At 65.1% G+C, this 18,827-nt stretch carries 20 protein-coding genes; 6 read left to right on the top strand and 14 right to left on the bottom strand.

The features are described from left to right. Nucleotides 1-8 precede the first annotated feature (8 nt). From uvrC to O6Y00_RS01265, 10 genes are all read right to left on the bottom strand, one after another. On the bottom strand, nt 9-1,934 hold the full coding sequence (uvrC, locus tag O6Y00_RS01310) for an excinuclease ABC subunit UvrC (RefSeq protein WP_056055419.1): 1,926 nt from the start codon (nt 1,932-1,934) through the stop codon (nt 9-11). 314 nt (nt 1,935-2,248) lie between these two features. Continuing rightward, nucleotides 2,249-2,569 (bottom strand): DMT family transporter, encoded by a 321-nt coding sequence (locus tag O6Y00_RS01305; RefSeq protein WP_056488555.1) that lies wholly within the window; start codon nt 2,567-2,569, stop codon nt 2,249-2,251. A 203-nt stretch (nt 2,570-2,772) separates the two neighbouring features. Next, nucleotides 2,773-3,345 (bottom strand): F0F1 ATP synthase subunit B family protein, encoded by a 573-nt coding sequence (locus tag O6Y00_RS01300; RefSeq protein ID WP_235518928.1) that lies wholly within the window; start codon nt 3,343-3,345, stop codon nt 2,773-2,775. A gap of 37 nt (nt 3,346-3,382) precedes the next feature. After that, on the bottom strand, nt 3,383-3,877 hold the full coding sequence (locus tag O6Y00_RS01295; RefSeq protein ID WP_353440857.1) for a F0F1 ATP synthase subunit B family protein: 495 nt from the start codon (nt 3,875-3,877) through the stop codon (nt 3,383-3,385). A gap of 57 nt (nt 3,878-3,934) precedes the next feature. Then, nucleotides 3,935-4,162: a F0F1 ATP synthase subunit C gene (locus O6Y00_RS01290; RefSeq protein WP_055873230.1), complete on the bottom strand. Its 228-nt coding sequence runs from the start codon at nt 4,160-4,162 to the stop codon at nt 3,935-3,937. A 39-nt stretch (nt 4,163-4,201) separates the two neighbouring features. Then, a complete protein-coding gene (locus O6Y00_RS01285; RefSeq protein ID WP_060527334.1) occupies nt 4,202-4,960 on the bottom strand; it encodes a F0F1 ATP synthase subunit A in 759 nt (252 codons plus the stop codon). A gap of 70 nt (nt 4,961-5,030) precedes the next feature. Next, entirely contained in the window at nt 5,031-5,351 is a 321-nt protein-coding gene (locus O6Y00_RS01280) for an AtpZ/AtpI family protein (protein ID WP_056488546.1), read from the bottom strand. A gap of 279 nt (nt 5,352-5,630) precedes the next feature. After that, the gene (locus tag O6Y00_RS01275; RefSeq protein WP_056055405.1) at nt 5,631-6,008 is read right to left on the bottom strand and encodes a YdbL family protein; all 378 of its coding nucleotides are present in this window, start codon (nt 6,006-6,008) and stop codon (nt 5,631-5,633) included. 1 nt (nt 6,009) lies between these two features. Then, on the bottom strand, nt 6,010-6,237 hold the full coding sequence (locus O6Y00_RS01270) for a YnbE family lipoprotein (protein ID WP_060527168.1): 228 nt from the start codon (nt 6,235-6,237) through the stop codon (nt 6,010-6,012). Then, nucleotides 6,234-9,401 (bottom strand): YdbH domain-containing protein, encoded by a 3,168-nt coding sequence (locus O6Y00_RS01265; RefSeq protein WP_353440856.1) that lies wholly within the window; start codon nt 9,399-9,401, stop codon nt 6,234-6,236. Before O6Y00_RS01265 ends, O6Y00_RS01270 begins: the two co-directional genes overlap by 4 nt. Nucleotides 9,402-9,487: 86 nt before the next feature. Here O6Y00_RS01265 and radC point away from each other — a divergent pair, with 86 nt between their 5' ends. Both radC and O6Y00_RS01255 read left to right on the top strand, forming a co-directional pair. Beyond that, nucleotides 9,488-10,192: a RadC family protein gene (radC, locus tag O6Y00_RS01260; protein ID WP_056488537.1), complete on the top strand. Its 705-nt coding sequence runs from the start codon at nt 9,488-9,490 to the stop codon at nt 10,190-10,192. Nucleotides 10,193-10,274: 82 nt separating this feature from the next. Then, nucleotides 10,275-10,487 (top strand): hypothetical protein, encoded by a 213-nt coding sequence (locus O6Y00_RS01255; RefSeq protein ID WP_353440855.1) that lies wholly within the window; start codon nt 10,275-10,277, stop codon nt 10,485-10,487. 73 nt (nt 10,488-10,560) lie between these two features. Here the strand turns inward: O6Y00_RS01255 and O6Y00_RS01250 are convergent, their stop codons facing one another. Next, the gene (locus O6Y00_RS01250; RefSeq protein WP_353440854.1) at nt 10,561-10,989 is read right to left on the bottom strand and encodes an EF-hand domain-containing protein; all 429 of its coding nucleotides are present in this window, start codon (nt 10,987-10,989) and stop codon (nt 10,561-10,563) included. A 231-nt stretch (nt 10,990-11,220) separates the two neighbouring features. Here O6Y00_RS01250 and purB point away from each other — a divergent pair, with 231 nt between their 5' ends. Continuing rightward, nucleotides 11,221-12,519: an adenylosuccinate lyase gene (gene purB / locus O6Y00_RS01245; RefSeq protein ID WP_353440853.1), complete on the top strand. Its 1,299-nt coding sequence runs from the start codon at nt 11,221-11,223 to the stop codon at nt 12,517-12,519. Nucleotides 12,520-13,047: 528 nt separating this feature from the next. Beyond that, nucleotides 13,048-14,058, top strand: a complete 1,011-nt coding sequence (locus tag O6Y00_RS01240; RefSeq protein ID WP_353440852.1) for a hypothetical protein — start codon at nt 13,048-13,050, stop codon at nt 14,056-14,058. Between the two features lie 51 nt (nt 14,059-14,109). Here the strand turns inward: O6Y00_RS01240 and dnaJ are convergent, their stop codons facing one another. Both dnaJ and dnaK read right to left on the bottom strand, forming a co-directional pair. After that, a complete protein-coding gene (gene dnaJ / locus O6Y00_RS01235; RefSeq protein WP_353440851.1) occupies nt 14,110-15,243 on the bottom strand; it encodes a molecular chaperone DnaJ in 1,134 nt (377 codons plus the stop codon). Between the two features lie 122 nt (nt 15,244-15,365). Further along, on the bottom strand, nt 15,366-17,273 hold the full coding sequence (gene dnaK / locus O6Y00_RS01230; RefSeq protein ID WP_056055380.1) for a molecular chaperone DnaK: 1,908 nt from the start codon (nt 17,271-17,273) through the stop codon (nt 15,366-15,368). Nucleotides 17,274-17,441: 168 nt separating this feature from the next. Between dnaK and O6Y00_RS01225 the strand changes: the two genes are divergently transcribed. After that, nucleotides 17,442-17,879, top strand: coding sequence for a copper chaperone PCu(A)C (locus O6Y00_RS01225; protein WP_353440850.1), 438 nt, complete (start codon nt 17,442-17,444; stop codon nt 17,877-17,879). Then, nucleotides 17,876-18,412: a vgr related protein gene (locus tag O6Y00_RS01220; RefSeq protein ID WP_353440849.1), complete on the top strand. Its 537-nt coding sequence runs from the start codon at nt 17,876-17,878 to the stop codon at nt 18,410-18,412. The genes O6Y00_RS01225 and O6Y00_RS01220 overlap by 4 nt, the downstream gene beginning before the upstream one ends. A gap of 73 nt (nt 18,413-18,485) precedes the next feature. On the opposite strand, the gene O6Y00_RS01215 is transcribed toward O6Y00_RS01220, so the two are convergent. Further along, nucleotides 18,486-18,725, bottom strand: a complete 240-nt coding sequence (locus O6Y00_RS01215) for a hypothetical protein (protein ID WP_056065145.1) — start codon at nt 18,723-18,725, stop codon at nt 18,486-18,488. Nucleotides 18,726-18,827: the final 102 nt, after the last annotated feature.

Here is an 18,827-nt window from a genome sequence, read left to right as displayed (position 1 = left end):
GCTTGCAACTATCGCGAGTGGTAGAAGTCGTAGACCTGTTGCGCGACGCCCGCAGACACGCCGGGTGCCTGTTGCAGGTCCTGCAAACTCGCATTGCGCACCGCGCGGCCGGTGCCGAAGTGCATCAGCAACGCCTTTTTCCGTGCGGGGCCGATGCCGGGGACCTCGTCGAGCGGGCTGGCGCCGATCGCCTTGCTGCGCTTGTCGCGGTGGACGCCGATTGCGAAACGATGGACCTCGTCGCGCAGGCGCTGGAGGTAGAACAGCACCGGCGCATTGACCGGAAGCTGGAACTCGCGGCCGTCGAGCATGTGGAACACCTCTCGCCCATCGCGGCCGTGTTCCGGTCCCTTGGCGATCCCGACCAGGCACACGTCCTCGACGCCGATCTCCTCGAGCGCGGCCTTCACCGTGTTGAGCTGCCCCTTGCCGCCGTCGATCAGGACGAGATCCGGCCAGTCGCCCGAATCGCGATCGGGGTCCTCGGCCTGCGCGCGCGAGAACCGGCGCGTGAAGACCTCGCGCATCATCGCGAAATCGTCGCCCGGGGCGGTATCCTTGTTCTTGATGTTGAACTTTCGATACTGGCCCTTCCGGAAGCCCTCGGGACCCGCGACGACCATCGCGCCGGTCGCGGCGGTGCCCTGGATGTGGCTGTTGTCGTAGATCTCGATGCGCTCAGGTGGCTCGGCGAGGTCGAACAGGTCGGCGACCTCGCGCAGCAGCTTGGCCTGCGTGGTCGATTCGGCCTGGCGGCGTTCGATCGCCTCGATCGCGTTACGCTTGGCCTGATCCATCAGGCGGCGGCGGTCGCCGCGCTGCGGGACCTGCAGCGCGATCTTGTAGCCGGCGCGTTCGCCTAATGCTTCAGCGAGCAGTGCGCCTTCCGTCAGTTCGCGGTCGAGCAGGATCTGCTTGGGCGGCGGGACCTCCTCGTAGAACTGGCCGAGGAAGCTGGTCAGCACCTCGTCCTCGGGGACGTCGTTGGTGTGCTGCGGGAAGAAGCTGCGATGACCCCAGTTCTGGCCGCCGCGAATGAAGAACGCCTGGATGCCGATCAGGCCGTCCTTGCACGCCATTGCGAAGATGTCGGCGTCGCCCACACCCTCCGCGTTGATCGCCTGCGTGCCCTGGATGAAGGTGAGCGCGCGGAGACGATCGCGGAGCAGCGCCGCGAGTTCGAAGTCCATGTTCTCCGCGGCGGCCTGCATCTGCGCGCCGAGCTTGGCCTGCACGCCGGTCGATTTGCCGCCGAGGAACGCCTTCGCATCTTCGGTCAGTTCCCGGTACGCGGCCTCGTCGATCCGGCCGACGCAAGGGGCTGAGCAGCGCTTGATCTGATACAGCAGGCACGGCCGGTCGCGGGTCTTGAAGAAGCTGTCGGTGCAACTGCGCAGGAGGAACAGCTTCTGGAGCGCGTTGAGCGTGTTGTTGACCGACCCGGCGCTGGCGAACGGGCCGTAGTAATTGCCCTTCGCCCGGCGCGCGCCGCGGTGCTTCTGGACGCGCGGGAAGGCGTGGTCGTCGCGCAGGAGGATGAACGGGAAGCTCTTATCGTCGCGCAACAGCACGTTGTAGGCGGGGCGATACCGCTTGATGAGCTGCGATTCGAGCAGCAGCGCCTCGGCTTCGTTGTTGGTCGTGACGATCGTCATCGACCGGGTCTGCGACACCATCCGCTGGAGGCGCTTCGTCAGCCGCTCGACCTGGACGTAGTTCGCGACGCGGTTCCGAAGCGCACGCGCCTTGCCGACGTAGAGCACGTCGCCCCGCGCGTCCTGCATCCGGTAGACGCCGGGGCGGATCGGCAGCGTGTCGAGCACGTTCCGGATCGCGGCTACGCCTGCTGCGAGGTCGGGCGCTTCACCGCCACCGCGGACAGCGAATGTGGATTTGTCTTCGTTGAACCGGTCGGGGGAATTGGGGGAGGACATCGTTGGGGAATCTAGGGAGTGCGAGGGGGTTATGCCAGCGGAAGGCAGTGATGTTCACGCGATGGCGCGATGGCGCGAAGAGAAGGTTGTTTTCGCGCAGAGGCGCAGAGGACGCTGAGAGAAGGGTCGATCGGAATTAGCGTCCGTTCTCAGATCGCCGAAGGCTCAAGATCCTCTTAGCAATCCGAACATCAGTCCAAAGCGCAACTCCTCCGCGCTCTCTGCGCCTCTGCGCGAACCAATCTTCCTTCTCTTCGCGCCTTTGCGCCTTCGCGTGAAACAACCTTCTCGACGTCCACGGGCGAAGGCAGAGGTCAGGTTTGAGCGAAGACCTTGGTGCCGACGATGCCGACTACGGTCAGCGCCATGAAGCAGGCCTGGATGCCGCTGACCTTGTCGCCGAACAGGATGACGCCGCCGATGATGACGCCGATCGCGCCCGCGCCGGTCCAGATCGCGTAAGCGGTGCCGGCGGGGAGGCCGCGCATCGCGAGCGCGAGCAGGCCCATGTTGACGAAGCTGAGGATGATCGGGACGCTGGAGGCCTGCCACGTGGCGACGGTGGCCGCCCATTTTAGACTAAGCGCCCAGCAGATTTCGGTGACGACGGCGACGGCGAGGATGAGCCAGGACATAGGTGTTCTCCAACGGGCTCAGATTGGAGACTCGGCCGCCGGAAACCCGGGAAGAGACGGCCGTCTGTGCAAAACAGGAAAAGCGCCAAGCGAACTACCGTTCCCTCGCGGAGGCGGGGGTCCAGGGTTGCAGGCGCTGTCCTATGAGATCCTGGGCCCCCGCCTTCGCGGGGGAACGGCAGCGCTTCGAGCGCTGCCCCCGGTTAGTTCAGGCGGCTGAGGCCCGAGATCGAGCGGTCCACCATCATGCGATCGGCGGCTGCGTCGTGATGCTCGGCGATGAGGATACCGGCAGCCTTCGCCGCAGCATCCGCCGCCCGCGCACGGACTTCGGCGATTGCGGCGCGTTCGGCGGCAGCGATCTTGTCCTCGGCCATCTTGGCGCGGCGGGTCATGAGGTCTTCGGCGCCCGCCTTGGCCTTGGCGATGATCGCCGCGGCTTCGTGGTGGGCGTGGGCCTTCATGGCTTCGGCTTCGACGTGCGCGGTCTTGGCCTTCGCCTCGTACTCGGTGCGAATCGCTTCGGCTTCGGCACGGAGCGCCTTGGCTTCGTCGAGCTGTGTGCGGATGCCGGCGATGCGCGTGTCGAGCATCTTGCCGATCATCCCCGGAACCTTCTTCCAGATCATCAGCAGGATGACGACGATCATCGCCACCGCGACCCAACCGGTCGAGGTCAGGCCGAGCGCGGTCGGGTCGGGCACATGCTCGACGCCGCCGGGCGCGGCCGTGTGACCCTGGAGGCCCTGGTTGTCGATCGCACCCTCGGGCGCCATGCCCTCGCCGTGGATGACCTTTGCGGCCGAATCTGGATTAGCCATGCGCCGTCGTCCTGCGTACCGCGTCGGTCGCCGCGTCCAGGCTGACCTGGAGGCCGGCTACCTTGGCGGCCAATTGCTGTGCTGCTTCGGCGGCGACACCCTGCAAGTTCGAGAGCGCCTCGGCCTTAGCGTTCGCGACCGCCAGATCGTGATGACCCAGCCGCTCGGCAAGGTCGGCGTCGGCCGCATGGACCTGCTGCTCGAATGCGGTCGCCGCACGCTTGGCTGCTGCCGCGGTCTCCGCCTGCGCCGCAACGCGGGCCGCGTCCCTTTCGGCCTGCCAGTTCGCCTGGACCGTATCGGCCTGCGCACGGGCGGCGACCGCTGCCGCCAGATCGCCGGCGATCTTGCCTTCGCGCGAGTCCACATTGGACACGATCTTTGGCACCATTCCCTTGCCGATCCCGAAATACAGGATGCCGAAGGTAAGGAGCAGCCAGAAGATCTGCGAGGCGTAGGTAGCGGCTATCTGGGCAATCTGGGGCATTGGTCTGTCCTGCGTTAATCCGGCCGGGCGCGGTTGCCCGGCCAAATCAGCGAGTGGTTAGGCGACGAACACCAGGATGATCATGGTGACGAAGGCGAGCAGACCGAGAAGCTCGGCTGCTGCGAAACCGATGAACAGACGGCCCTGCTGGCTGTCAGCTGCGCCCGGGTTACGGAGAGCGCCGGCGAGGAACTGAGCGAACACGTTGCCCACGCCGAGTGCTGCGAGGCCCATGCCGATCGCTGCGAGGCCGGCACCGATCATCTTTGCTGCTTGTGCGTCCATGGTAAATTCCCTTTGAAAATCAGTTGGTAAATAGAAAACTTAGTGAAGGTTTACGGCGTCGTTCAGATAGACCGACGTCAGCAACGCGAACACATATGCCTGGATCGCGGCAACCAGCAGCTCGAGTAGCGTGATGCCGATCATCAACAGCATGCTCGGCGCGGTCACCAGACCGATATACATCCCGCCCAGGTTCAGGCCGTTGATCACGAACGCGGCCAGCACCTTGAGCAGGATATGCCCCGCGGTCATCGCCACGAACAGTCGCAGACCGAGCGAGAACGGACGCACCAGGAACGACATCAGCTCGACCACGAAGATCAGCGGGATCATCAGCGCGGGCGTGCCGCTCGGCACGAACAGCGAGAAGAAGTGGAAGCCGTGCTTGCCGAAACCGACGAGCAGCACGATCGCGAAGCTGATCAGCGCCAGCACGCCGGTGACGGTCATGTGGCTGGTCACGGTGAACGGGTGCACGCCGGGGACGATCCCGAACGGCAGGAGCCCGATGATGTTCGCGAACAGGATGAACATGAACAGCGAGAAGACATAGGGCACGAAGCGCTTGCCGCCGGGGCCGACATTCTGCTCGAGCATGCCCGAGATGAAGCCGGTGAAGCCCTCGACCGCCATCTGCCAGCGACCGGGGACGAGCTCGCGCTTCATGCCACCGATCATGAACGCCCAAAGCGCGACCAGCGTCACCACCATCCACAATGCGGAGTTGGTGAACGACAGGTCATAGCCACCAACGATCCAGTGCGAGCCGAACGCCGGCTCGATCAGGAACTGGTGCATCGGATCGATCTTGCCGCCCTGTTCTGCCGCCACGTGGAATCCCTGCCGTCTTGATACGACAAACGCCCGGTTACTCCGGGCGTTCGCCTGAAATTCGAATGATCTGCCTGAACGCGACCGCTATCCCGAGGAACAGCAGCACGATCAGTCCCCAAGGGCCAGTGCCGAACCAATGGTCTATCAACCATCCGATCAGCGCACTGCCGACGAGACTCCCGATCAGAGCGGAAATGACGCGATTGCCTTGCGAGTACCCCCGCTCGGCATCCGCCCCCTTCTGCCCCTTTGCGAGCGTTTCCCGATGCTGCGCCTCTCGCAATCGCTCATCGAGCGCGGAAAGTCGCGGATCTTCAACACCCTGGGGGTCCTGTCCGGGTTCGATCTCCGCCACGCACGTTCCTCCACCTGATTTCGCATCGGGGAGGAAGCAAGCAGCGACGAGCGATCCCGCCAAGGCGCGGTCCGTTTAGAAAAGGGGGGGGTGCAAGTCAACCGGTGTGACAGGAGCGTCATCAATGGGGCTGCGGATGGGATTGGGCCAACCCTACTTCTTCCCCCCTCCCTGGAAGGGAGGGGCCGGGGGTGGGTTGGCCGGTTGGCTGCCGTTACGGTCCCCAAGCGGCCTACCCACCCCCAACCCCTCCCTAGTCAGGGAGGGGAGCACTTCAGATTAAACGCAGCGCGAATCGCGTTCGGGCGCACCGGCGGTGCGGGTCTTCCAGACACCGTTCGGCGTCTTGTACTTTTCGCCGGGGTTGGTCTGCAGGATCAGGTTGCAGCCGCTCGTGAAGGCGAGTTGCTCGACCGTCGCGCCGCTCGCCTGCGCTTTTGCCGTGTACGCCGACTTGCGCTGGATATTGATGTTGTTGACCAGCGCGCGCAGATCGCCGCTTGCCGCCCCGACGAGGCCAAGATAGCCGTCCGGCTGCTCGCCGACCTCGCCGCCCGCACGCGCCGCGGCATAGGCCGGATCGCGCTGCGCCGACGCCGCCACCGAAAGGCCGCCGAGAACCGCCGCTGCGGCAATCATGGCAATGACCTTCTTCATATCAAAATATCCCCGGATTCTGCTGGATCAACGATTTCGCCTCGCCATCGAGACGATAGACCACTTCCTGCGTGACGTTGATGTTGAGGTTGATCTCGATCGGCTTGTCGGGCGCCGACACGTTGATGCAGCCCGGCAGGGCGGCCGTCAGCCCGATAATCGCGATCGTCCTCGTCATCCTGCGCAAGATCGGCCTTTGCTCCAGCTTCTTCAATCCTGTTTCGGTCATGGCACGATCCTGCTTGCGGGAGGCTGAATGGTTGGAAGTTTGGGCGTCGGGTTGGGGGGCGGGGGCGCGGCCTGCTGTTGCAGCAACGCGGGGAGGTTGCGCTGGATCAGCCGCTTCGGATCATAGAAGCTCTGCGCCGAATCCAGCAGCCCGCGGAACGGCGCCTTGATCCGGATATTGAAGATGAACGGCAGTTTTTGCAGGCGACGGACGATGAAGTTCGCCTTTGCCCCTTCCCCCTGGCTGATCCCGGCGAAGCGGACGTCGGTAACCATCTCGCCCGCGAGCGGCCCGTTCATGCCGACCCGCAACGACTGGTAGCGCAGCGACTTCAGCGCCTGGAACGCGATGTTCGCCCAGACGCCGAGATCCTTCTGGCTTAGATCGCCGACATAGGCGAGCGTGCCGCCGCCCGGCCGGACGCGCAGGTCGCCGCCCTCGATCCGGCCGCCGGTCTCGTCGAAGATCATCGGCAGCACGCCGTCGAAGATCCCGGTCGCATCAAGATTCTTGAAATCGAACTGTTGCAGGAACTGGTCGGCGGCCATGTTCGCGACGTGGAACGTCATCCGCCGCTCGGACTGCGCGGAGAAATCGAGCAGCGTCGGGTCGAGCGTCAGCGATCCCCCCGCGAACGGCCACCGCCCGCCCTCAACGCGCACGCGCGCACCCGGGAGCGTCTGGTAGCGGATCGTGCCGTCGTTGACCGGGATACCGGGGTTGAGCGTGCGGATCGTCGCCACCTGCCCCGGCGCGCTTTGGAGATTGAGCAGGTCGGTGAAGCGGATCTCGGTAGCGATCCCCGTGACGGGGCCAAATGCGGCGGCAAGATCGGTGCCGGCGGTACGGAATACCCCATTGCTCGTCACGCCATCGGGGTTCCAGGCGATATGCCCCTCGCCGCTGACCGATCCGTTGACGTCGGCGATCACGCCGAAGGTCAACGGGGTCAGCGCGTCGGGTTGCAGCTTGTCCTTGGCGAACGCGATCGCGGGTACGGCGAGGTCGGCCTTGCCTGCGCCGGCGCCGAGCGCGTGGGTCAGTGTGACGTCGGCGACCTTGGTGTTGGTGGTCGGTTCGAACAGCGTGCCCGCCGCGGTGATCGTGCCGTTGACCAACTGAAGCGTTACGGAGCGCGCGGGGAGCGGCTTGAACCGAGGAGTCGGCGCGGCATCGGAAACCCCCATCGCGCCGGTGAGGTTGAGCGCGCCATTGACGAGCGTCCAGTCGCCGGCGGCCTCCCCGAGCAGCAGCGGCACGTTGGCGATCTGTCCCGAGCCACCCGTGAACGCACCGGCCACGCCTCGCCCGTTCATGCGGCCCGTGACAGTGGCGAAATCGAGTCGCGTGCCACGTTCCGGCGCGCCGATCCGGGTCTGCACGCCGTCGATCGCAAAGCCGCGATCCGCCAGCCGCACGGTCGCTCCGGCGGTCGCGAGCGTGATCGCGGTGGTGCCGAGTCGCCCTCCCAACTTGGCCGCAGCGATCTTCGCGCCGCCGCTGACCCGAGCACCGTTGATCTGCACCAGCGCGCCGTCGACAGGGCACAAGGTCAGCCGCGACGGATCGAGCACCAACCCGGATATCGCCAGGCGCTGGACTGCCAAAGGCACGCAACCGGTGTTGACGACCAGACGTCCGCGACCGTCCCAAAGCACCGCAACCGGCATCGACAGACCGTCGACCCGGTTGGCGGAACCGCCCGAACCGATCGGTCCCCCGAGCGTGACACGCGTCGCGATCGAGGTTGCCCCGCCCGGCGTCGCGCTGAAGGTGACGGGCGTCAGCGCCAGTCGCGCGTCTCCCGCCGCATAGGGCGCGATGGTGGCGAGGCCGCGAATCGCTGCGCCTGGTTTCGCCTGCACCAGCGACACGCGCGCCTCGGGCAAGCCGCCGCCGCGCATCGCAAGAACCGTGTCGAGCCGCACGCCACCATTCGGCCAGCCAAACGCAACCCCGCTCCCGCCGCCAAGCGCCACGCGCGCACCACTGGCGGAGGCGAGCGCGAGACGGGACAGCATCGCCTTGCCGCGTCCGCCATCGATCCGCACGCGAAGGTCGGCGTCAGCGGCAAATCCGCGGCCGGCCTTCTGGACCGCCTGCGTTACCGCCTTAGCAAACGGCGCGACGGGCGTCCCGGCGCCCGCATCACCGATGCCCGCCAGCCCCGCGAGTCGCTTCTGCGCCACCGCCGCCCCGCTCGCCTGGACTCGCCCATCGAACGCGATCTGCTGGCCGATCCGGTAGGCGCCCGCGAGCGAAACCCGACGCGCGCCGCCCTCGGTGGTGCGAACGGTATCGGCAGCGATGTTCGCCTTGCCGCCGGTCGCCGCCGCACTTCCGGTGAAGTCGATCGTGCCCCCGGCACCAGCCAAAGTCACACCCGGCGTCCGTGCTGCGCCCGTCTTGAGCGTCGCCTTACCCTGCCAACGATCGAGCGCCGCCGAAAGGCCGACGTCCAGATCGGCCACGATCCGCTCCACTTGCGTCGTCCCGCAGGCGAGCCGCGACACGCGCACCGGCCCCGTGATCGTCGGTTTCGCCGCGTCGATCCGCAACTTCACCGTCGCCGCGAGCCGATCGATCACGCACCCGCCGACATCGAGCCGCTCGCTGATCGCTGCCAGCGTACCGCGGAACCCGTCGTCGAGCTTGCCGGAGCCAGCCAGTTTCAAACCGACGATCCCTTGCGGTGTCTCCAGCCGCATCCGACCATCGGCGACCGATACGTCGAGCGCGGGCAACGCGAACGGCTTCCCCGACGGCGCCGGCAGCAGTTTGTCGATCGCACCGAGCGAGACCTTGCCATCCACCAGTCGCCCGCGCAGCCGGACCTTCCCTGCGTGCACGCCCTCCAGATACGGCCCCGACAGTCCGACCCCAGTCCGCGTCTCGACCCAATCGGCGACCAGATCGGGATGCGCCGGATCGCCGATCACGACGTTGGTCAATCGCTGGCCACCCAGCGCGAGGTCGGCGATGTCGTAGCGTGCTGGCACGCCGGCCTTGGCGAGTTCACGGTCGATGAACCCCTCGGCGATCGGTTTTCGCACCAGCCACAAGACGACCAGCCCCGCGATCAGGAGCAGCGCCACCACCAGCGCAACGCGGCGGGCAGTCGCAGGACGGCGAGGGTCGGCCCCTGTCTCGCTCGTCTCACTCACCTACTTACTCCGCCACGCTTTCAAGACCTGCATAGGCGGGAGCGAGGCTCTCATGCAATTGCGCGTGGATGTGCTAGCATATCAAAATGGCCGATCCGGACGAAGACGCTGACGTCCGGGGGGACGATCTGAAGGGCCATCGCGGTCGCCTCCGCAAACGCCTGTTCGAAGGCGGCAGCGATGCGCTGCTCGACCATGAACTCATCGAATACCTGCTCGCGATCGCGATCCCCCGCGGCGATACCAAGGCGCTCGCCAAGGCGCTGATGCGCGAGTTCGGCGGGATCGGCGGGGTGCTGACCGCGGATGCCGAAGCGCTCGGCCGGGTAAAGGGCATGGGCGAGATCTCGACCGCGGCGATCAAGATCGCACACGCCGCCGCGATCCGCCTGCTCCAGTCGCACGTCAGCGACCGCCCGGTGCTCGCCAACTGGCAGGCGCTGCTCGATTATCTCCGGGCCGATATGGCGCACCACGCGATCGAGCGCTTTCGCGTGCTGCATCTCAATACAAAGAACATGTTGATTCGCGACGAGGTGATGAGCAAGGGCTCGATCGACCAGGCCGCCGTATACGTCCGCGAAGTCATCCGCCGCGCGATCGACCTAGGCTCCGCATCGATCATCCTCGTCCACAACCACCCAAGCGGGGATCCTTCCCCGAGCCGCGCGGACATCGACATCACGCGGACGATTGCAGAGGCGGGCAAGCGGCTCGGCATCACCGTCCACGACCATATCGTGATGGGTACCGCCGGCCATGTAAGCCTGCGCGCCCAGGGGTTGATCTGACGCAATAAGATAAGCGTGTAAGTTCCCGCAAAACCCGGGCCGTTTCACGCGCACCTTCGTTGTCTCATCGAAGGAATTGCATGTGGACAACAAGTTACACGACGAAGCCTCGACCGTGACGGCGGATCATGGCCAGGTACTGGTCGATGGGCCGGACGGCGTTGCGGTATCGCTGACGCCGGACGCAGCCGTAGAGACGTCCGATCGGCTGCTCGAGGCCGCCGTCGAAGCGCAGGGCCAGATTTTGACCGAGACGCTGGCAGAGAAGGAACGGGCCGCGCGCAAGTCCGGCTGACCGCGACTTCGTCCTATGGGGTCGACGGGTCAAAGGTCGCGGGAGGTCGATGCCCTTTGACCCGTTCGCGAGGTCAGCCCTGCGACAGGAAGCTGGTGACTTCGGTCTTGGTCAGCGACTTGCTCTTGTCGGTATCGGCCTGCGCGAAGGCGGCGGAGACCCATTTCTTGGTCTCGGGCGCGTCCGGCTTGGTCGACGGATCGGTCTTGGACTTCAACGCGACCATCCAGCCGCCGAATTCGGTCGCGCTGAGTTTGCCGTCGCCGTTCTTGTCGTAGGTCGGGAACTCGGTGTCGACGACCTGTGCGACCTGGCTGCCGGTAGCTGGCTGCTCGCGTGCGGCGGGTTGCATCGGGACGGCATCGGTTGGCGTACCAGATGGGGCGGCCTGTCCGACAGCAGCACCGCTCGGCGCCGAAGTCTGCGGGGATGTCGTGGTCGACTGCGCCAATACGGGTGCAGCAACCAGGGCCGCGCCGGCCAGCATAGCATATTTCAACATTGCGTCTCTCCGGTAGTGTTCTACGCGTCTACTAAGCGATTTTGTGACCATGCCCGATATATACTCGGCATAGCGAACCGCTTCCCCATTCTATACGCGCCACGTCGCCCGATTTATACCTCGCGACGGGTGTTTGAACCTTCTCCTGCGTCCTGCTACCGCGTTTCGCATGCAACCGCGGGCCGAACGGCACGCGACGCGCCCTACCCTTCACGCTCCCGAGGAAACCCGATGGTCCCCCGCTATTCCCGCCCCGACATGGTCGCGATCTGGACGCCCGAAGCGCGCTTCAAGATCTGGTTCGAGATCGAGGCGCACGCCACCGACGCGCTCGCCGAACTCGGCGTGGTCCCCAAGGAAGCCGCCGCCGCGATCTGGGAAAAGGGCGCGTTCGAGGTCGATCGGATCGACGAGATCGAGCGCGAGACCAAGCACGACGTGATCGCCTTCCTGACCAACGTCGCCGAGCATGTCGGCCCCGAGGCGCGCTTCATGCATCAGGGAATGACCTCGTCCGACGTGCTCGACACGTGCTTGGCGGTGCAGTTGGCTAAGGCGAGCGACATCCTGATCGCCGATCTCGACGCACTGCTGGTGGTGCTCGAACGCCGTGCGCGCGAGCACAAGATGACGCCGACGATCGGCCGCAGCCACGGCATCCACGCCGAGCCGGTGACGTTCGGGCTGAAGCTGGCGCAGGCGCATGCCGAGTTCGCGCGCAACCGCGCGCGGCTGGTGGCGGCGCGCGAGGACGTCGCGACCTGCGCGATCTCGGGCGCGGTGGGGACGTTCGCGAACATCGATCCGTTCGTGGAAGAGTATGTCGCGGGCAAGCTCGGCCTGTCGGTCGAGCCCGTCTCGACGCAGGTGATACCGCGCGATCGCCATGCAATGTTCTTTGCGACGCTGGGCGTGATCGCCAGCTCGATCGAGCGGCTCGCGACCGAGGTCCGCCATCTCCAACGTACCGAAGTGCTCGAAGTCGAAGAGTTCTTCTCGCCCGGCCAGAAGGGGTCGTCGGCGATGCCGCACAAGCGCAACCCCGTGCTGACCGAGAACCTCACCGGTCTCGCGCGAATGGTCCGCGGGTATGTGACGCCGGCAATGGAAAACGTCGCGCTCTGGCATGAGCGCGACATCTCGCACTCGTCGGTCGAGCGGTATATCGGTCCCGATGCGACGATCACGCTCGACTTCGCGCTCGCGCGGCTGACCGGGGTGATGGACAAGCTGGTCGTGTACCCCGAGCGGATGTTGAAGAACCTCAACAAGATGGGCGGTCTCGTCCATTCGCAGCGTGTGCTGCTGGCGCTGACGCAGGCGGGGGTGAGCCGCGAGGACGCGTATCGGCTGGTCCAGCGCAATGCGATGAAGGTGTGGGATTCGGACGGTGCCCTGTCGCTGCTCGAACTGCTCAAGGCTGATCCCGAAGTGACGCTGAGCGATGCCGAACTCGAGGACAAGTTCGACCTCGGCTATCACCTGAAGCACGTCGACACGATCTTCACCCGCGTCTTCGGCGCAGCCTGACTCCCCTCGTCATCCTGACGAAAGTCAGGATCCAGAGTAACCAAACGCTGTCCTGCTTGGCTCTGGATCCTGACTTTCGTCAGGATGACGGATGAAGCTGGACAGTGACCAATCACGAGATCGCGCCAAAGTGCACGCAACGCAATTGCGATTACGCGTTACAAAATTGCGACAGCACGCAACTAAGACCATATCCCGCTTGCCGGATATTGTTCCGGCATCGGAGACCTACCCATGCGCATGTTCGAAACCGTGACCAGCACCATGCTGGCGATCGCGGCTCAAGCGCTGGTGGTCGGGGTGGTCATCACCGCCTTCTGATCCATCGGCCCGCCCGCCCCCTTCCGAGGGGGCGCGGCTAGGCCGTGAATTCGGCGCAATAGCGAAGAGTGCAGGTCCGAACCGGATCAATACCTCGCCATACGCAGTCGAATCGGTTGCGCACCCGATAGCGGTTGCGATGATGTGCCTCCACTATTCCTGTCGGCCCGGCGGAGACTTGCCCGGCGAACATCAGGGAAACCGGTTATGAGGCTGCATCAGGCTTTGCTTACGTCGGCGCTCTTCGCGCTGCCCGCTCAAGCTCAGGACGAAATACCACTCTCGCGACCCTCGCTCGAAGCTGCACTGCCCGAAGACGTGCGCTTGCTGCTGGCAAGCGCAACCAGTGCGCAGTCGCTCTTTCCAGTAAATGGATCGGAGCCTTTTGCAGGCACCGTTTTGAAGGCGGACGTCATCAGTTTCTCCACAGGCAGCGAATTGGTTCTCCAGAACTCAACTGCACCCTTCATAATTATCGCAGCACGTGACGTGAAATTTCCCGATTCCGAATCGAGCTATCGGGTCAGATTCGTGGATGCGCCAGCGGCGGATGGCGTCGACGGACCGGATGGTTCGGTAGGCTCTAACGGCCAAGGCGAGGAGAATTTTACCGGCAGGTCGGGCGCCGCTGGCGCCACTGGGCAATCAGGGGGTGCGGGAGTCGCGCGTGCGTTACCGCACGTCTACTTGATCGTGGATCACTTTTCGATTGGTAACAATGCGAAGCCGCGACTGATCAATCTATCACTCAAACTACGTGGCGTGACCGGTGGCGATGGTGGCCGCGGAGGCGCTGGCGGAGATGGCGGTGATGGCGCGCAGGGCCATAAAGGATCGGACGGGCTTTTCGACTGCAAGCATGGCGGCGGTGATGGCGGCCGCGGCGGCGATGGCGGCATCGGTGGAGCGGGCGGGGAAGGCGGCAAAGGAGGCGATGGCGCTTCACTAAGCTTCGTATCGACTCCTCTTGGCGTCAGCCAGTTCGGTTACGCTTCTATTCTCAACCAGGGCGGCACGGGTGGCGGCGGCGGGATCGGCGGGCGGGCGGGCCGCCCCGGTTATGGCGGCCCTGGTGGCCATGGCAGCATACATTGCGGCGGGGGTCACGGCGGCGGAGCCGGAACCCGACCCATAAGCGGTGCGGCCGCCACCGACGGCCCCCGCGGTCAAAAAGGCACGGTCGAATTGATCAGCGTGCCGACAGTCCCGGTCACGTGAACAACAGCGCGGGGGAGGCAGACACGGTTCCTCCTTCCCGGGTGAGACCAATCATTCCCCCGCGAACACGCCCTTCAGCTTGGCGAAGAAGCCCTGACTCGCCGGGCACTCGTCGCCCGTCTCCGTCTCGCGGAACATCTCGAGCAGTTCCTTCTGGCGGTTGCTGAGACGCGTGGGGGTTTCGACGTCGATCTGGACGACGAGGTCACCGTGGCCACGGCCTTGCAATACCGGCATGCCGGCGCCGCGCTGGCGGAGTTGCTTGCCCGACTGGATGCCGGCGGGGATCTTCACTTCGTGCGTGCGACCGTCGAGGCCGGGGATCGACAGCGACCCGCCAAGCGACGCGACCGTGAAGCTGATCGGCGCGCGCGCGAACAACGTCGTGCCTTCGCGCTCGAACAGATTGTGCTTGGTCACGTGGAGGAAGATGTAGAGATCGCCGGACGGTGCGCCGCGGGCGCCTGCCTCGCCTTCGCCTGACATGCGGATGCGCGTGCCTTCGTCGACGCCGGGAGGTACGTTGATCGACAGCGTCTTGGTCTTCTCGACGCGACCTTCGCCGCGGCAATCGGGGCATGGGTCGGCGATGACTTCGCCCGCGCCGTTGCAGACCGGGCAGGCGCGTTCGACCACGAAGAAGCCCTGCTGCGCGCGGACTTTCCCATGACCGCCGCAATGCTGGCAGGTCTTAGCCCGCGTACCGGCCTTGGCACCCGAGCCGTCGCAGGTGTCGCAGAGCGCGGAGACGTCGATCGTGATCTCGGTCGTCTTGCCGTGAAACGCTTCCTCCAGGCTGACTTCCATGTCGTAGCGCAGGTCCGCGCCGCGTCGTGCCGCCGAGCGACCGCCGCCGCGCTGTGCGCCGCCCATGAATTCGCCGAAGACGCTTTCGAAGATATCGCTGAAGCCGCCGAAGTCCTGCGCGCCGCCGCCGTGACCGCCACTGCCTCCGTTCTGGAACGCGGCATGGCCGAAGCGATCATAGGCCGCGCGCTTCTGCGGGTCCTTGAGGCACTCGTACGCCTCGCTGACCGCCTTGAACTGCGCTTCGGAATCCTTGCAGCCCGCATTCTTGTCCGGGTGATACTTCATCGCGAGCTTGCGGTAGGACGACTTGATCGTCCCCGCATCCGCGGTCCGCTCGCATTCGAGCAGTTCGTAATAATCTGTCTGGGTACTCATACCGGCCCTCTTAGCCCTCTCCCCTCCGGGGAGAGGGTTTGGGTGAGGGGCAGTTCCGGGCGGCAGCGCTCGTGGCGGCCCCTCACCCCGGCCCTCTCCCCGGAGGGGAGAGGGAGTTTCGGTTACGCCTTCGGGTTGTCGTCGACTTCCGAGAACTCGGCATCGACGACGTCGTCGTCCTTCTTCGCCGCGTCGCCATCAGCCGACGGCGAAGCGTCCGCCTGGGCCTGCTTCTCGTAGATCGCCTGGCCGAGCTTCATCGCGACCTGGGCGAGCGCGGTGCTCTTCTCGGTCATCGCGTCCGCATCGCCGCTCTCGACCGCAGCCTTGGTCGCGTCGATCGCAGCCTGGATCTCGGTCTTCAGCGACTCGTCGACCTTGTCGCCATTGTCGGCAAGCTGACGCTCGGTGGTGTGGACCAGCGACTCGGCGTTGTTCTTCGCCTCGGCGCCCGCACGACGCTTCTTGTCCTCCTCGGCGAAGGTCTCGGCGTCGCGAACCATCTGGTCGATGTCGTTGTCCGAAAGGCCACCCGACGCCTGGATGCGGATCTGCTGCTCCTTGCCGGTGCCCTTGTCCTTGGCCGAGACGCTGACGAGGCCGTTGGCATCGATGTCGAACGTGACTTCGATCTGCGGCACGCCGCGCGGTGCAGGCGGGATGCCGACGAGATCGAAATTGCCGAGCATCTTGTTGTCGGCGGCCATCTCGCGCTCGCCCTGGAACACGCGGATCGTCACCGCGCCCTGGTTGTCGTCGGCGGTCGAATAGGTCTGCGACTTCTTGGTCGGGATCGTCGTGTTGCGATCGATCATCCGGGTGAACACGCCACCCAGCGTCTCGATGCCGAGCGACAGCGGCGTCACGTCGAGCAACAGCACGTCCTTGACGTCGCCCTGAAGCACGCCGGCCTGGATCGCGGCGCCCATGGCGACGACCTCGTCCGGGTTGACGCCGGTATGCGGCTCCTTGCCGAAGAACTGTTTCACGACTTCACGGACACGCGGCATGCGCGTCATGCCGCCGACCAGCACGACTTCCGAGATGTCCTCGGGCTTCAGGCCGCCATCTGCGAGCGCCTTGCGGCAAGGCTCGAGCGTCCGCTTGACCAGATCCTCGACCATCCGCTCCAGGTCGGCGCGGGTGATCGACTTCACCAGATGCTTCGGGCCGTTCTGGTCCGCGGTGATGAAGGGCAGGTTGACCTCGGTCGACTGCGCCGAGCTGAGCTCGATCTTCGCCTTCTCGGCGGCTTCCTTCAGACGCTGCAGCGCGAGCTTGTCCTTGGCGAGGTCGATGCCCTCGGCCTTCTTGAACTCGTCGGCGAGATACTGGACGATCTTGTTGTCGAAATCCTCACCGCCGAGGAAGGTGTCGCCGTTCGTGGCCTTTACCTCGAACACGCCGTCGCCGATTTCCAGCACCGAGATGTCGAACGTGCCGCCACCGAGATCGTAGACCGCGATCGTCTTGCCGTCCTGCTTGTCGAGGCCGTAGGCCAGCGCCGCCGCGGTCGGCTCGTTGATGATGCGCAGCACTTCGAGGCCGGCGATCTGGCCGGCGTCCTTGGTCGCCTGGCGCTGTGCGTCGTTGAAGTACGCGGGAACGGTGATGACCGCCTGCGTGACCGTCTCGCCGAGATACGACTCCGCGGTTTCCTTCATCTTCTGCAGCGTGAACGCCGAGATCTGCGACGGCGAGTAATCCTTGCCGCCGGCCGAGACCCACGCGTCGCCATTCGGTCCGCGCGAGATCTTGTACGGGACCAGCTCGGTGTCCTTCTTGGTGATCGGATCGTCGAAGCGACGGCCGATCAGGCGCTTCACCGCAAAGATGGTGTTGTCGCCGTTCGTCACTGCCTGGCGCTTGGCCGGCTGGCCGACCAGTCGCTCGCCATCCTTGGCGAACGCGACGATCGACGGCGTGGTGCGCGCGCCCTCGGAATTCTCGATGACCTTGGGCTTGCCGCCTTCCATGACGGAAACGCAGCTGTTGGTCGTGCCGAGATCGATACCGATTACTTTAGCCATGAGTTCTGATTAGCCCCTCACTTGAAACGAAAATACGAAACCGGTTCCACCCCGTTACGGCAGTGGAACCTTTCTGATGATGGGCGCGATATAGGTGGCCTCGCGCTTGCCGCAAGATTGTACCCGTCATAGGATGCGCAAGAGGCAGGGCCCGGGGAAAAGTAACCTATGCGTATCGTTTTCGGACTGGGTGTTGCCGCGATGGCACTGGCGTCGTGCGCGCCGCCGAAGGAGTTGTCGGTCGACGGCGCCTGGGTTCGGCTCGGCGCGGTCACCGGGCGGCCTGCGGCGGCGTACTTCACGGTACATGGCGGGCCGACGCCCGCGACGCTGATCTCGGTCACGACCGACGTCGCGATCAAGTCGGAAATGCACGAGACGATGGACAAGGGCGGCATGTCGACGATGACGCCGCTCGCGAAGGTCGAGATTCCGGCGAATACGGATGTGGCATTCGCGCCGGGTGGGCGGCACGTGATGCTGTTCGACATGAACTCGGGGATCAAGCCCGCCGATCGCGTGACGCTCACGTTCGCGTTTGCAGATGGGACGCGGATCATAAACAACGCGACCGTGGTCGCGGCGGGAACCCCGGTAGGGAAGTGACCGGAGCAGGCTCAAGGCGCGGGCTTACCGAGGGAGAGGCGGCGCTCGCGGCATCGGTGTTCGGGGGCGCGATCGAGTATTCCGAGGTGAGCCTGTCACGCAGCAAATGGGCGTTCTTCCAGCCGCGCGACACGGTGATGGCGCCCCGTGGCTGCATCCACTTTCACCCCAGGGGCGATCTGTGGTGCGACGACTTCGCGCACGCGAACCTGACGTTGCAGGGGCTGTTCATCCACGAGATGACTCACATCTGGCAACACCAGCGCGGCGTGTTCCTGCCGTTGGCGCGCCATCCGTGGTGCCGGTACGACTATGCGTTCCGACCGGGTGTGGCACTGCATCGCTATGGGATCGAACAGCAGGGCGAGATCGTGCGCCACGCATTCCTGCTGCGCGCGGGCGCGACGGTCGCGGGCGCCCCGCCGCTCGCGCAGTACGAGACGGTGCTGCCGTTTACGCCTGCGCGTCCTGCCAACACACCCCGCCATCCTGACACACCACGTCATCCTGACGAAAGTCAGGACCCAGAGTAACTCAGCGCGACGGCTGTGGCTCTGGATCCTGACTTTCGTCAGGATGACGGAGTATTAGAGGACGCGTCTGACTTCAGAGCCAGCTACGACCATCCGGCCCAGCACACCCGTAAGGCGGCAACTGCCCCGGAAACCGCGCCTGCATCTTGTGGCAGCCCCAGGCGCGCATCGGCCCCGGTGCATAGCCGTTCAGCGCAATGCCGACCTCGTCATACGGGCTCGAGCCGCGCGCGACGTACATGTACCAGCGACCGCCGAACATCACCGCAGCCGCGATAAGCACGACACAAACGACCTGGACGATTTTCTGCATTGGGGGCCCTTTTTGTAAAGAAGGGCGCCCGTTGCCGCCAACATGGATCAATTTCAACCACCGATCTGGTAGATCGAAACGCTCCCGATCGGCAGAGATCCG

The sequence above is a fragment of the Sphingomonas faeni genome, from assembly GCF_040407565.1.
Taxonomy (GTDB): domain Bacteria; phylum Pseudomonadota; class Alphaproteobacteria; order Sphingomonadales; family Sphingomonadaceae; genus Sphingomonas; species Sphingomonas faeni_F.
This window is presented reverse-complemented; position numbering and strand designations above follow the sequence as displayed.